Consider the following 12,684-nt stretch of genomic DNA (forward strand, 5'->3'; position numbering starts at 1 on the left):
AAGGAGTGGGCATGTTCGCGCCGATCAATCCGATGAAGAAGAGGAGGGCGAGTACTCCTCCGATCAACTCCGATCCGGTGATACCGGTGTTGGCCACGGGCGCGGAGCGCTTATTGCGGTAGTGGCTGCGCACGTAAGTACCGTCGGCACGGTAGTGAGCCCTGACACGGTAACGGCTGTAACGGGGGTCGGACATGTGGATCTCCTTGAAGTCGGTGACGAAGGAGGGTCGGGTGCCCCGTTCTGGGCACCCGACCAGGGGTGATTCAGCTGCCCGGACTGCGGAGGACGATCCTGAAGAACTCCAAGAGGAGCTCGAAGATCCTCTCCGCGCTCTTCCTTCTCCCCACGGATTCGGCACTGAGGCCGACCCATGTCACAGCACCCAGCGCGAACACCGGGGTCGCGAAGGATGTAGCGATGATGAGGGCGAGGATGACCACAGCCCATCCGGGCAGTGCAGCAAAAGCCCAGGCCAAAGAAGCGGCCAGACCTCCTCCCCCGAAAAGAAGCGCCGTGAACTGCGGATATCTTGTTGACATCTGCACCGCTTCCGGGAATACTTCAAGGGAGTCGGAGGGCTCTTGGGGCGGGATATCCAGCGAGTCTCCTTCGCACTATTAACTTGACACACCTCAACGGCCCCCTGTTGCAGCAGGAGGTCGTTTTGAGCTTCGAGGCACCCCCGTCCAGAAGACAGGGGAATATCAGCTTGCCTTAATCTTCTCGTGATTGCAAACGCACTGAGTGAACTTCTCGCCCCGCCCTCGAATCATCGCAGGTCATCGACATATTTAGAATAAAAATTTTCCGAATTTTCAAGATTCGAGACTTTTGTCGGATTTTATTCGCAATGAAGACCACACAGAAGAAGACTCCCCACGGCCCTCCCCTCGGTGAATTCGCTGTTCAGCCGATGCTGGGGAGCTCTGCGAGGCCTCAACCGCGGCAAGCATGTGCTACCGAGAGCGGCATCGACATCTCGACGCTCATAGCCTGCCCTGGCCACACCCCGACGCCCTCACAACCCTGGTCCCGCGCCGTAAGGATCGTCTCGACACGCTCGTGAAGAGGCTCGCCGACGAGGGCGTCGAAGCGGCCGCCTTCTCCGCCGACCTGTCCGAGCCCGCCGAGGTGCCCGCGCTGATCGCGGCCGTCCGCGACCGCTTCGGCCGGATCCACTCTGCTCGACACGTTCCCGATCGTTGATCCGGACGACCTCGCCGAGCGTTACTGGGACATGTACACCGCGCGGGACGGGGTCGAGCGGATCCACCCCGAACCCACTGTTCCGGCCCCCGAGGCCGGATAGCCCACCCCCTCGGAGGTCGGCCGTCGGTCACGGACGGGGCGTGTCGAGGGCCGGTCGGCCGCCGCGCACGGCGCGGCCGCACCCCCGATACGGCCGCCGCCCTCGGGGATCTCTCAGAAGCGGCTGCCGGGAACGGCCACGTCGAGGCGGCCGTCGAAGACCTCGGCGGCCCGACGGCGGCCCTCCTCCCAGTCGGCGGGGTCGGCGAAGTGGGTGAGCACCAGGTGCCGTGCGTTCGCGCTCGCGGCCACCTCCCCCGCCATCCGGGCGGTCAGATGGCCGTGACCGTGCAGCGCCCGCTCGTCGGCCTCCAGGTAGGTGGCCTCGCAGACGAACAGGTCCGCGTCGCGGGCCGCCTCCACCAGCGGCTCGCACAGGCCCGTGTCGGAGGAGAAGGCGAGCACCCGTCCGTCCGGCGCCTCGAAGCGCAGGGCCGCCGAGGGCACGCTGTGGTGGGCGGCGAAGGAGCGGAACACCAGCCCGTCCACCTCGTAGACGGTGACGCCGTCCCGCGCCATCGGACGGGCCTCGAACGACTGAGCGATGGGGCGGTTCATCGTCGGCAGCGTCGGGATGCCGAAGACCGCGTCGAAGGCGGCCAACCGTTCGGCCTCGCCCTCGGGGAAGAAGAGCGGGATCGACGGCAGTTCCTCGGGGAAGGTCCACCGGTAGGCCCAGGCCATCAGGTCCAGGCTGTGGTCGGCGTGCAGGTGGGTGACCACGATGCCGCGCAGCTCGGAGAGTTCGTGGCGGGCGCAGTAGGCCGCCAGCGAGCCGGGCCCCGCGTCGACCAGCAGCACACCGGTCTCGGTGCGCAGCAGGTAGCAGGAGGCTGGGCCCTCCTTCGTCGGCGCGGTCGCGTTGGATCCGAGGATCTCCAGTTCGAGCATGTCCGTCCTTTCGGGGCGTGCGGTCGTCAGGGGTTCGGGGTGAGCAGCGCGGCCCGGCCCGGGTTCACGGTCAGGGCCACGGAGCGGCCGACGCGGGTTCCGGGCGGTACCCGGACCCCGAGCGCGTGCCCTCCGGCGCGCACGGTCAGGTGGAGGGCGTCGCCGGTGAACTCGACGTGCTCCACCTCCGCGACCAGCGCGGATCCGTCATCGGGCGTCTCCTCCTCGTCGACCACGCCGAGGCCGTCGTGGTGCAGCAGCAGGCGGGTGCTCCCGTGTTCGGTCGGGCGCACGTCCAGCTCGCGTATCGGGATCCGCCAGCGTCCGTCCATGACCACGGCGTGGTCGTGGTCGCGTTCGGCCTCCAGCAGTACCGCCCCGGACAGGAAGTCGGCGACGAACGCGTCGGCCGGGTCGTCCCAGAGCCGCCGCGGAGTGTCGAACTGGACCGGGCGGCCGTCCCGGAGCAGGAGGATCCGCGATCCCAGGGACAGCGCCTCGCGCTGGTCGTGGGTGACGATGAGCGTGGCGCATTCGGTGGCCGCGAGCATGCCGGACAGCTCTCGCCGCAGTCCCCCGCGCAGCTGGGGGTCCAGGGCGGCCAGGGGCTCGTCCAGGAGCAGGGTGTCGGGGCGGATCGCCAGCGCGCGGGTCAGCGCCACCCTCTGCCGCTGACCGCCCGAGAGCTGGTCGGGGCGGCGTTCGGCCAGTTCGGTGAGGCGGGTCAGGTCGAGCATCTCGCCCACCCGGGCCCGTCGTTCCGAGGCGGGCACCCCTCTGGCGCGCAGCCCGTAGGCGATGTTGGCGGCCACGGTCATGTGCGGGAACACCGCGTAGTTCTGCGGCACCAGTCCGACGTTGCGCCGGGCCGGATCCAGCGAGGTGACGTCGCGGCCGGCCAGGGTGATCGTGCCCCCGGCGACGGGGACCAGGCCGGCGACGGCGCGCAGGGTGCTGCTCTTGCCGCAGCCCGAGGGGCCGATGACGGCGACGGTCTCGGCCGGGGCCACGTCCAGGGACACGCCTTCCACCGCGGTGGTGTCGCCGTAGCGGACGTTCAGGTCGTCCACGGCCAGACCGGCCGCCCGGACGGCGCCGTCCGGGCCCCCGCTCCGCGAGTCGGTGGAAACGGTGGTGGTCACGGGGTCCTCCTCGGGGCACGGCGGCGGGCCAGGACGACGGCGGTCAGGACCGGCACGACGAAGGCGATGAAGATCGCCGACTGGGCCGAGGCCGATTCGAGCCGTTGGGTGGAGTAGGAGTCGAACAGGGCGAAGGGCGCGGTCGACGTCGCCGGAGGGTTGATGAAGAAGGAGACGTTGAACTCGCCGAAGGACAGGGCGAAGACCATGGTCACCGCCTGGGTGACGGCGACCAGGCAGGCCGGAACGGTGATGGTGCGCAGCACGCGGAGCGGACCGGCCCCCAGACTGCGGGCCACGCTCTCGTTGGTGCGCAGTTCGGTGTCGGCCAGGGCCGGCGTCAACGCGGCCAGGGTGAACGGCAGCGTGAAGACCAGATGGCCCATGACCAGCAGCAGACCGCTGGGGCGCAGCATCGGGTAGGTGCCCACCAACGCCACGCTCAGAGCGATACCCGGTACGGCCAGGGGCACGTTGACGAGGTAACCGGTGAGCCGGGTCAGCGGAGAGGGGTGCCGCGCCACCCACCAGGCCAGCGGCCCTCCGAGGAGGAGGTTGAGCGCGACCACGATCGCGGCCACGGCCAGGCTCCGGCCGATCACCGGGGCCAACGGCGGCCAGGCGTAGGCGAACCAGTCGAGGGTGACACCGCCGCCCCAGGGCCCCTGGGAGAAGTCGACGCTGGTGGCGGCGACCAGGGTGGCCAGGATCGGGATGAGGACGAACGCGCAGGTGGCGCGGCTGACGAAGCGGGTCATGCGGCCACCGCCCTACGGACCAGGCGGGACAGCGCCCGCCCCAGGACCAGGGCCAGCACGGCGGTCACCGCGAGGATCACCGCCAGGGCCGAGGAGTCGGCCAGCCGGTAGCCGGTGGTGAGCTCGTTGGCGACGTTGAGCGGCAGCAGCCGCACCCCTTCTGAGAGGGTCGCGACCGTGCCGTAGCCGCCCAGGGCCACCGCGATGGCCGTCCCGCTCGTCTCGATGAGGGCGGGCAACAGCAGTGGCAGGGTCACGGTGGTGAAGACCCGGATTCGGGAGGCGCCCAGGGTGCGGGCGCTCTCGGTCAGGGCCGGGTCGAGGGTCGCGGCGGCGCCCCGCAGCGGCCCCAGGACCCGAGGCAGGGAGAAGTACATGTAGGCCACCAGCAGGCCGGAGAAGGTGTAGGCGAGACCGGAGAACCCGCCCCAGGCCAGTCCCAACAGCCCGGTACGGCCGGTGAGGACGATCGCGAAGAAGCCGATGATGATGCCGGGCAGGGCGATGGGCAGGGTCAGCAGGACGTCGGTGGCCACGCCACCGCGACCGTGTCGGTCGTCGTCGGCCTGGCGCAGGACCACCGGGACGGCCACCAGCAGGACGAGGAGGACCGAACCTCCGGCGATCAGCACGGAGTCGAGCAGGGCGGATCTGACGGTCTCGGATCCGAAGGCGCGCGTGTAGTGGTCGAGGGTGAGACCCTCGTCGGCGGGTGGGCGTCCCACGCCCAGGGAGCCGGCCACCATCACCATGACGGGATGGACGCTGAACAGACCGATGACGATCAGAGCCGGGAGCGCGGCGAGCCAGGCCGGGCCGGGCACGGCGCGCCCCCGGGCAGGGGCGCGGACGGGCACTAGAAGCCCACCTCGTCCTGGTACAGCTCGATGAACTCCTGCTGGCGGGCGCCCTGCTCGATGTAGTCGATGGTGACGGCCCGCTCGTAGTCCTCGTCCGGCAGGACGCGCTCGACGACGTCCTCGGGCAGGTCGCCGATGACGGGGCGCATGTACCCGGCGGCGAACAGGCCCTGCCCCTCCTCGGAGAAGTAGAAGTCGAGGAGCTCCCTGCCGTTGTCCTCGTTGGGGGCGCCGGCGACCAGACCCACGATGTAGGGGATCTGGAGGGAACCCTCCTCGGGGATGACGACCGAGACGTCGGCGCCCTCGTCCTGGAGTTTGTAGCCGTTGAAGTCGGTGTCGATGAGGATCGGGATCTCGCCCTGGGCGACCTTCGCGGTCGCGGTCTGGGCCGCCGTCGAGGCCCCGTTCTCCTTGAGACCGTCGAGGTAGTCCAGGCCCGGGCCCCAGTCCTCGAGCGTTCCGCCCAGGGCCAGGTTGGCGGCGGTGGCGACGGAGTAGCCGACGGCGGCCTGGGTGGGGTCGAGGTAGCCGACCAGACCCTCGTACTCGGGCTCGAGCAGGTCCTCCCAGCCGGTGGGGACCGGGGCGCCGTCGAGGTGGTCCTCGTTGACGATGAAGGCGATGGTCCCGGTGTGGACGGTGGTCCAGGCCCCGTCGGGGTCGCGCAGGTCGTCGGGGACCTGGTCCGCGCCCTCGGGGACGTAGTCCTGGAGGACCTCGGCGTCCGTCAGCTGCTCGGCGAAGGCGATGCCGGTGTAGGCCACGTCGGCGACGGGCGCGCCCTTCTCGGCCTGGAGGGCGGCCAGGGCCTGCCCGGAGTTCTTGGGGTCGTTGGGGGCCTGGATCCCGGTCCTCTCGGTGAAGGTGGACAGGACCCGCCCGTAGTTGCCCCATTCGGTGGGCGAGTTGTAGGTGATGACGATCTCCCCGTCGCCCGTGGCGGTGCCCTCGGGCGCCGCCACGTTGCCGCAGGAGGTCAGGGCCAGGGCGAGGGCGGCCGCGGTGGCGGTCGCGGGGATCACCGTGTGTCGGTGGGACATGAAGGCTCCATCAGGGGAACGAAGACCCGTTCGCGGGCCGGGGGGCGGACCGAGAGTGCTTCCTGATGAAACGATTAACCACAGGGGTGACCTGCGATGTCTCGATATGTGTCCTGAAGGGGAACGCCGTGGGAACAGCCGACCGTCACACACCCGGGAGACGGGCGACACAGGGGCCGAGGCGGGCGGGGAGATGAACGCGCCCCCTGTGGAGGTCGATCACGACCACGGGACCGAGGGGAGGTGCGAGGGGCCGGAGGGAGGGACGATCGGGAAGGGGTGGAGGTGAGGCGGGTGGAGAAGTCCGCGCGGAGCCCGTGAGAACCCCGCGCGTCGACGTGACCCCGGAGCGATCGGGCCGTTCGGACAGGGGCCCGCTCCGAGGCCGGACGTCTCATCGATGATCGGTCGGCGCGGATTCCCGGGCGTGGATCTCCCCTTCGACGGTGCCGTATCCACCGCCTCCGCCGTCCCCGGATCCGGGGCATCCCGCGGTGAGAAGGGCGACGGCCGTCGCGGCCAGGACCGCTCCGGCGATCCAACCCGTACGTCGGGGCGTGACACCGCCTCGAGTGCTGTCGTCGTTCATGGCTCTCCCCGTCCGTGGTCCGCCGGCCCTCCGGCCGTTTCGCACACGCCACCGGCGGCCCACTCGTGGTGGCCACAACACGGCCCATGGTAACGATTTGGTGTCGTTTGTCACGATAGATACCGTCGTGTCGGATTTTCTCTCAGTCTCGTTCGAGAACGCCTCCACACAGGGACGGCCCGTCCACGCGGCGACGAGTGGACCCGGGGCGGCCCCGATGGAACGATCGATCGACAAGGGGTGGACCGCGTTCCCCCACCGCGTGTCCCGAGCCCACGCCACCGGCGCGTCCACCGCCCCGTTCCCTGGAAGGAACCCGTGTCCGAGCCCCGCAAACGCGCGACCCTGCGCGACGTCGCCGCCCGAGCCGGGGTGTCGGTGGCCCAGGCCAGCTTCGCCCTGAACGGACGGGGCCGCGTCGCCCCCGCCACCGCCGAACGGATCAGGCGGGCCGCCGACGAACTCGACTACCAGGTCGACCGCCGGGCCCGAGAGCTGCGTACCGGCCGCAGATCTCTCTACGGGGTGGTCATTCGCAACATGCGCAACCCCTTCTTCCTGGACGTGCTGCGCGGCATGGAGGTGCGCGCCCACCGGGAGGGCGCCTCCCTGCTCATCCTGAGCTCGGACTACGACACCGCGCGGGAGGAATCGGTGCTGCGCCGGCTCGGCACCGAAGGGGTGGGCGGTGTCGCCATCACCCCCATCGGCCGTGGAGGCCCCCTCTCCGACTGGTTGCCCCGCCACCCCGACGTCCCCGTCGTGGCGTTCAACTGCACCCCCGACCCGGACCTGTCCGGTCCGGGCGGACGCGTCTCCACCGTGGGCCCCGACGACGACGCCGCCGTCTCCCTGGCCCTGGAACATTTGCGCGCTCGAGGTCACCGAGGCGCGACCCTGGTGACGGCCCCGGAGGGGCTGGCCGCCGACGGGGGACGTGAGGAGGAGTTCCACCGAAGGTGCGCCGCGTGGGGGCTGGCCGGAACGGTGGTGCGCTGCCCCCTGGACCACGAGAACGTGGCGCGGATGACGGCCGAGAGGCTCACCTCGACCGAAGGGCACGAGGCGTTCGTGCTCAACTCCGACCACCTGGGCATCGCCGTCTACGACGCCGCCCGCTCCCTCGGCCTACGCGTGGGGAGCGACGTGAGCGTGATCGGCCACGACGACCTGCCCACCTCGGCCCTGTTGGACCCCGGTCTGACCACGCTGCGCCTGGACCGTGAACTGTTGGGCGACCACATCATGCGGTTGCTGACCGGCACCGGGACCGAGACGGTCCGCCTTCCGGTCCGGCTGATGGACCGGGGCTCGGTGGCCCTTCTCGACGACCGATAGAGCACACTCGGCCACTCGTACCCGCCGAACGGACGAAATAACCGGAAAACCCCCATGACCGGGGAGAACGCGTTCGAGAACACACACCGGCGTGTGCGGTCGCACCCCGTTCACCCCGCCGCACCGGGGGAGAACGCACGTAGACTCCGTCGGGTCCCGTGTCCGGGGCCTTCGCCGTCCGCCGTGTCGGTACCGCTGTGACGGCCATTCTCTTCAGACTTCCCGAAGCGCCCGAAGGCGTGCCCGGTCCCATGCTCCTATTCGAGGAGATCTCTTCACTCCATGTCCTCCGAACAGCGCACACCCGTGCCCAAGACCGGAAGTCGCCCCGACCCCTGGGTCATCGGCGTCTCCGGCGGCCTCCTGGTCGCGTTCGTCCTGACCGCCCTGATCCTCCCCGCGCAGGTGAGCGCCGGGGTCGACGCCGCCTTCGCCTGGTCCGCACGCTGGTTCGGCGCCTACTGGCAGGTCCTGCTCCTGGCCACCGTGGCCGTCATCACCGTCCTCGCCATGTCCCGCTACGGGCGGGTCCGTATGGGCGGTGATGTCACACCCGAGTTCGGCTGGTTCCGCTGGGTCGCCATGATCCTGACGACGTTGCTCGCCGCGGGCGGGGTCTTCTGGGCGGCGGCAGAGCCGATCGCCCACTACGTCGACGCGCCGCCGCAGTACGCCGACGTCCAGGGCGGCATGGACGGGGCCGCCGTCGCGATGGCGCAGAGCTTCGTCCACTGGGGCTTCCCCGCGTGGGCGATCGGCGGATCGCTCGCCACCCTGGTGATGATGCGCGGCGTCGAGAAGGGCATGCCCCTGCGCCCGCGCACCCTGCTGTGGCCGGTCATGGGCGACCGGATCCGCACCCACTGGATCGGCTCGGTCGTCGACATCTGCTGCGTGGTCGCGGTGGTCGCCGGCACCGTCGGCCCGATCGGTTTCCTCGGTCTCCAGATGTCCTACATCGGCGGTGAGGTCTTCGGGCTCTCCTCCGGTTACGGGACCCAGGTGATCGTCATCATCGGGCTGACCCTGGTCGCCACGGTGTCGGTGCTCAGCGGCCTCGACCGCGGCATCCAGCTGATCAGCCGGATCAACGTCTGGGCCGCCCTGGCCCTGATCGTCCTGCTCGTGGGGCTGGCCTCGCTCCCCTACGTCGTGGACCTGTTCCTCCAGGCGAGCGCGGTGCACATCCGAGAGTTCGTGCCCATGACGCTGTTCCGCGGCGACCAGGAATGGCTCGGCTACTGGACCGTCTTCTTCTTCGGCTGGTTCATCGGCTACGGCCCGCTCATGGCGATCTTCATCGCGCGGATCTCCAAGGGCCGCACGGTGCGCCAGATCTTCCTGGGCGCGACCGTGCTGCCCGCCGTGGTCACCGGACTGTGGTTCACCGCTCTGGGCGGCACCGGTCTGTGGCTGGAGCAGAGCGACCCCGGGGTCATCTCCGGCCCCTACGCCGAGCACGGGCTGCCCGCCGCGGCCCTGGCCATCGTCGACGCCCTGCCGATGAGCGGTCTGACCGCCCTGGTCATGGTCGTGGTGACCCTGATCTTCTTCGCGGGCACCATGGACGCGATGTCCTACGCCATCTCCGCGTCGAGCATGCGCGAGGGCGAACCGCGCTCCCTGATCCGCGCGTTCTGGTGCGTGGGCATGGGCGTGGCGGCCGTCGTCCTGCTGACCATCGGGGACGGCGGCGTACAAGCGCTCCAGTCCTTCATCGTGGTCACCGCGGTGCCGGTGGGTCTGATCATGCTGCCGTCCTTGTGGACCACCCCTCGCCTGATCCGGGAGATGGCCGTGGAACAGGGGATCGTGACCCCGACCCTCCTGGCCGGAGAGGTCGCCGCCCCGGTCGAGGAGACCGCACCCGTCGAGGTGCCGGCCAAGGTCTGAGCCCGAACCGACCCGAGAGGGCCCCGCCCCGCCACGACGGCGGGGCGGGGCCCTTCGCATTCCCACCGGAACGATGGGCGGGGCCGTGCGGCGCGGGGCGACCTGACAGACTGGGGGACCACGAGGCGCGACACGATGGCCGATCGACAGAGGGTTTTCATGGAACGCGGTTACGACATCGTCCTGTTCGGCGCGACGGGGTACACGGGGACGCTCACCGCCGAGTACCTGGCCGAGAACTCCCCCCGCGAGCTGCGCTGGGCGTTGGCCGGACGGAACGGAGAGAGGCTGGAGGCGCTCCGGGCCGAGTTGGCCGAGATCGACCCGGACCGGCCCACGCCCGACCTGCTCCTGGCCGACATCGACGACGCCGCCTCGATCCGCTCTCTGGCCGCCTCCGCCCGGGTGGTCGTCACCACGGTGGGCCCCTACACCGACTACGGCGAGCCCCTGGTCGCCGCGTGCGCGGCCGAGGGCACCGACTACGTGGACCTGTGCGGCGAGCCGGCCTTCGTGGACCGGATGTACATGAGGTACCACGAGACCGCCCGACGCACCGGCGCGCGGATCGTGCACTCCTGCGGTTTCGACTCGATCCCCTACGACCTGGGCGCTCTGTTCACCGTGGAGCGACTGCCCGAGGGCGTCCCTCTGCACCTGGAGGGGTTCGTGCGGGCCAAGGGGACCGCTTCGGGCGGCACCCTGCGTTCGGCGTTGGGCGCCTTCTCCGACCTCGGCGGTATGAAGGAGGCCTCTCGGGAGCGGCGTGCGATGGAGGGCCGGCCGGAGGGTCGCCGGGTGCGGATCGACCGGAGCGGCAGGCCCCGTACACGCCTGGCCCGAGGGTGGACGCTGCCGCTGCCGACCCTGGACCCGCTGGTCGTGGCGCGTTCGGCCGCCTCCCTGGAGCGCTACGGCCCCGACTTCTCGTACGGGCACTACGCGGCCTTCCGGCACCTGTCCAGCGCGGCGGGCGCGGCCGCCGGGGCCGCCGGTGTGCTGGCCGCCGTCCGGGTGCCCTCTCTACGGGAGCGGCTCCTGTCGTTGCGCTCCCCCGGTGAGGGCCCCGACGAGGAGGCGCTCGCCGAGGGCTGGTTCACGGTGCACTTCGTGGGCACGGGCGGGGGCCGCAGGGTCCACACCCTGGTCTCGGGTGGGGAGCCCGGCTACGGGGCGACCTCGGGCATGCTCGCGGAGTCGGCCCTGTGCCTGTGGCGCGACGAACTGCCGCCGACCTCGGGCCAGGTGACCACGGCGGTGGCCATGGGCGACGCGCTCATCGAACGTCTGCCCCGGGCCGGGGTGGAGTTCCGCGTGCTCGACGTGTTCGAGGACTGAGCCGGAGGACGCGGGGTCGGTCTCACCGTCTCCGGACGGCGTACCCGGCCAGGGAGAGCGCCACGGCGTCCTCCATGAGCGCGCCCTGCCAGTCGGGGCGTCGTTCACCCCACCAGGACCGCCAGCCCACCCCGAACGCGGCGCCCACCGGGGCCGTGAGCGCGCAGATCCCCGCGGTCAGGGGAACGGAGGCCCCGGTCCGGCGGGCCAACAGGGTCCCGCCCCAGGCACCGGAGAAGGCCCGGAAGAGCAGGCCGGGGCCCTCCGTACGCGCCGGGACGGCGGGCGTCTTGTCGCCGAGCATCTCTCCGGCGACCGTCAGGGCGGCCAGGCACCGGCCACCGACCCGTCCCTCGTCACGGGCCCGCGCCCACAGGGGCGCGCACGGTCCCAGGGTGCCGCGCGCGCCCGCGGCCAGGCCCAGGGCGAGGGCGCGGAGAAGGGGCGTTCGCATGTCGACTCCTCGTGTCCGGGTGCGCGGTCGGTGGTCCCGCGCGGGGACGGTATCCCCGCTCTCCCCCACCCCGAATCCGCCCCTTGACCTCTACCTTGGTCGAGGTTCGATCCTGGGGGTATGACGCACATCGAGATCGGCGCGATCCTTCCCAGCGCCATGGACGAACTGACGGATCCGACCACCCCCGACCCGATCAGGGCCGCCCGTATGGTCGAGGAGCGCGGCATGGAGTCCCTCTGGGTCGCCGACCTGGTCCTGGGCGACGGCACCCCCGCCTTGGAACCGGCGCTCACCCTCGCCGCCGCCGCGGCGGTCACCGAGCGAGTGCGGCTCGGCTTCGGGGTGCTCTCCCTCCCACCGCGCCCCGCCCCCTGGGTCGCCTCGCAGGTCGCCACCCTCCAGCACCTGTCGCGGGGGCGGATCGAGCTCGGTGTGGGCATCGGCGGCTTCCCCGATTCCCCCTGGTGGCGGGCGCTCGGTGTCTCCCCCCGAGGTCGGGGTCGGGCCACCGACGCGACCCTGGACCTGTTGCCGTCGCTGGTCACCGGCGAGGAGGTCCGCATCGGTGAGGAGGAGACCCCGCTGCGCCTGGCCCCGGCCGCCTCCATGCCCCCGGTGTGGATCGGCGGTGGGGAGGCGGCCTTCGCCCGGGTCCTACGCCACGGCGGTGGCTGGTTCCCCTCCCAGCTCTCGCCGCCCGACCTGGCCGGAGCGATCTCCCGGCTGAGCGCCGCGGCCGACGAACGTGGGCTGCCCGCGCCTCCGGTGACGGTCGGTGGCCACCTCATCCTGGGAACGGACGACAGGGCCGAACGGGCCCGGGCCCTCCTGGTGCGCGAGCTGATCGAACACCATGGGATCTCCCCCGAGAAGGCGGAACGGGCGCCGATGGTCGCCCGCACCCCCGAGGAACTGGCCGGACTCTACACGGCCTACGCGGAGGCGGGCGCCCGGCGCGTGGTCGCCGGTGCGGACACCATGGGCTGGGAGGAGCAACTGGACTTCGTCGCGGAGGCGCTCTCCCATATGGACCGGGCCCCGTCTTCCGCCGGATGACGGCTCCG

At 71.0% G+C, this 12,684-nt stretch carries 14 protein-coding genes; 5 read left to right on the forward strand and 9 right to left on the reverse strand.

Going from position 1 to position 12,684, the window contains the following annotated elements; all coding sequences use genetic code 11:
- Positions 1-196: hypothetical protein (locus TR33_RS25265; RefSeq protein WP_017535252.1), on the reverse strand; the 196-nt coding region annotated here is incomplete at its 3' end.
- A 70-nt stretch (positions 197-266) separates the two neighbouring features.
- Positions 267-443 (reverse strand): hypothetical protein, encoded by a 177-nt coding sequence (locus tag TR33_RS26795; protein WP_017535251.1) that lies wholly within the window; start codon positions 441-443, stop codon positions 267-269.
- Between the two features lie 622 nt (positions 444-1,065).
- Between TR33_RS26795 and TR33_RS27035 the strand changes: the two genes are divergently transcribed.
- Complete coding sequence (locus TR33_RS27035) at positions 1,066-1,209, forward strand: hypothetical protein (protein WP_017535250.1); 144 nt, start codon at positions 1,066-1,068, stop codon at positions 1,207-1,209.
- A 216-nt stretch (positions 1,210-1,425) separates the two neighbouring features.
- Here TR33_RS27035 and TR33_RS25270 read toward each other — a convergent pair whose 3' ends face one another.
- The 6 genes from TR33_RS25270 to TR33_RS25295 form a co-directional block, all read right to left on the reverse strand.
- The gene (locus TR33_RS25270; protein WP_042285974.1) at positions 1,426-2,202 is read right to left on the reverse strand and encodes an MBL fold metallo-hydrolase; all 777 of its coding nucleotides are present in this window, start codon (positions 2,200-2,202) and stop codon (positions 1,426-1,428) included.
- A gap of 26 nt (positions 2,203-2,228) precedes the next feature.
- Positions 2,229-3,344 (reverse strand): ABC transporter ATP-binding protein, encoded by a 1,116-nt coding sequence (locus TR33_RS25275; RefSeq protein ID WP_042285976.1) that lies wholly within the window; start codon positions 3,342-3,344, stop codon positions 2,229-2,231.
- Entirely contained in the window at positions 3,341-4,102 is a 762-nt protein-coding gene (locus TR33_RS25280) for an ABC transporter permease (RefSeq protein ID WP_014908977.1), read from the reverse strand. The genes TR33_RS25275 and TR33_RS25280 overlap by 4 nt, the downstream gene beginning before the upstream one ends.
- Positions 4,099-4,959: an ABC transporter permease subunit gene (locus tag TR33_RS25285; RefSeq protein ID WP_042285979.1), complete on the reverse strand. Its 861-nt coding sequence runs from the start codon at positions 4,957-4,959 to the stop codon at positions 4,099-4,101. The genes TR33_RS25280 and TR33_RS25285 overlap by 4 nt, the downstream gene beginning before the upstream one ends.
- A complete protein-coding gene (locus TR33_RS25290) occupies positions 4,959-6,005 on the reverse strand; it encodes an extracellular solute-binding protein (RefSeq protein ID WP_042285981.1) in 1,047 nt (348 codons plus the stop codon). The genes TR33_RS25285 and TR33_RS25290 overlap by 1 nt, the downstream gene beginning before the upstream one ends.
- Positions 6,006-6,399: 394 nt before the next feature.
- On the reverse strand, positions 6,400-6,594 hold the full coding sequence (locus TR33_RS25295) for a hypothetical protein (protein ID WP_042285983.1): 195 nt from the start codon (positions 6,592-6,594) through the stop codon (positions 6,400-6,402).
- A gap of 318 nt (positions 6,595-6,912) precedes the next feature.
- Here TR33_RS25295 and TR33_RS25300 point away from each other — a divergent pair, with 318 nt between their 5' ends.
- The 3 genes from TR33_RS25300 (at position 6,913) to TR33_RS25310 (ending at position 11,163) form a co-directional block, all read left to right on the forward strand.
- On the forward strand, positions 6,913-7,932 hold the full coding sequence (locus tag TR33_RS25300) for a LacI family DNA-binding transcriptional regulator (RefSeq protein ID WP_017535244.1): 1,020 nt from the start codon (positions 6,913-6,915) through the stop codon (positions 7,930-7,932).
- A gap of 282 nt (positions 7,933-8,214) precedes the next feature.
- Entirely contained in the window at positions 8,215-9,825 is a 1,611-nt protein-coding gene (locus tag TR33_RS25305) for a BCCT family transporter (protein WP_017535243.1), read from the forward strand.
- A 159-nt stretch (positions 9,826-9,984) separates the two neighbouring features.
- A complete protein-coding gene (locus TR33_RS25310; protein ID WP_017535242.1) occupies positions 9,985-11,163 on the forward strand; it encodes a saccharopine dehydrogenase family protein in 1,179 nt (392 codons plus the stop codon).
- A gap of 22 nt (positions 11,164-11,185) precedes the next feature.
- Here the strand turns inward: TR33_RS25310 and TR33_RS25315 are convergent, their stop codons facing one another.
- Positions 11,186-11,617, reverse strand: coding sequence for a hypothetical protein (locus tag TR33_RS25315; protein ID WP_017535241.1), 432 nt, complete (start codon positions 11,615-11,617; stop codon positions 11,186-11,188).
- Between the two features lie 120 nt (positions 11,618-11,737).
- Here TR33_RS25315 and TR33_RS25320 point away from each other — a divergent pair, with 120 nt between their 5' ends.
- Entirely contained in the window at positions 11,738-12,676 is a 939-nt protein-coding gene (locus TR33_RS25320) for an LLM class flavin-dependent oxidoreductase (protein WP_017535240.1), read from the forward strand.
- Positions 12,677-12,684 lie beyond the last annotated feature (8 nt).

It is taken from the genome of Nocardiopsis alba (genome assembly GCF_000710955.1).
In the GTDB taxonomy this organism is placed as follows: Bacteria; Actinomycetota; Actinomycetes; order Streptosporangiales; family Streptosporangiaceae; genus Nocardiopsis; species Nocardiopsis alba.

What these genes read in the sequence shown, in the direction of transcription:
- TR33_RS25270 (WP_042285974.1), bottom strand. Translation starts at nt 2,202, where the DNA reads ATGCTCGAACTGGAGATCCTCGGATCCAACGCGACCGCGCCGACGAAG.
- TR33_RS25280 (WP_014908977.1), bottom strand. Translation starts at nt 4,102, where the DNA reads ATGACCCGCTTCGTCAGCCGCGCCACCTGCGCGTTCGTCCTCATCCCG.
- TR33_RS25290 (WP_042285981.1), bottom strand. Translation starts at nt 6,005, where the DNA reads ATGTCCCACCGACACACGGTGATCCCCGCGACCGCCACCGCGGCCGCC.
- TR33_RS25295 (WP_042285983.1), bottom strand. Translation starts at nt 6,594, where the DNA reads ATGAACGACGACAGCACTCGAGGCGGTGTCACGCCCCGACGTACGGGT.
- TR33_RS25305 (WP_017535243.1), top strand. Translation starts at nt 8,215, where the DNA reads ATGTCCTCCGAACAGCGCACACCCGTGCCCAAGACCGGAAGTCGCCCC.
- TR33_RS25310 (WP_017535242.1), top strand. Translation starts at nt 9,985, where the DNA reads ATGGAACGCGGTTACGACATCGTCCTGTTCGGCGCGACGGGGTACACG.
- TR33_RS25315 (WP_017535241.1), bottom strand. Translation starts at nt 11,617, where the DNA reads ATGCGAACGCCCCTTCTCCGCGCCCTCGCCCTGGGCCTGGCCGCGGGC.
- TR33_RS25320 (WP_017535240.1), top strand. Translation starts at nt 11,738, where the DNA reads ATGACGCACATCGAGATCGGCGCGATCCTTCCCAGCGCCATGGACGAA.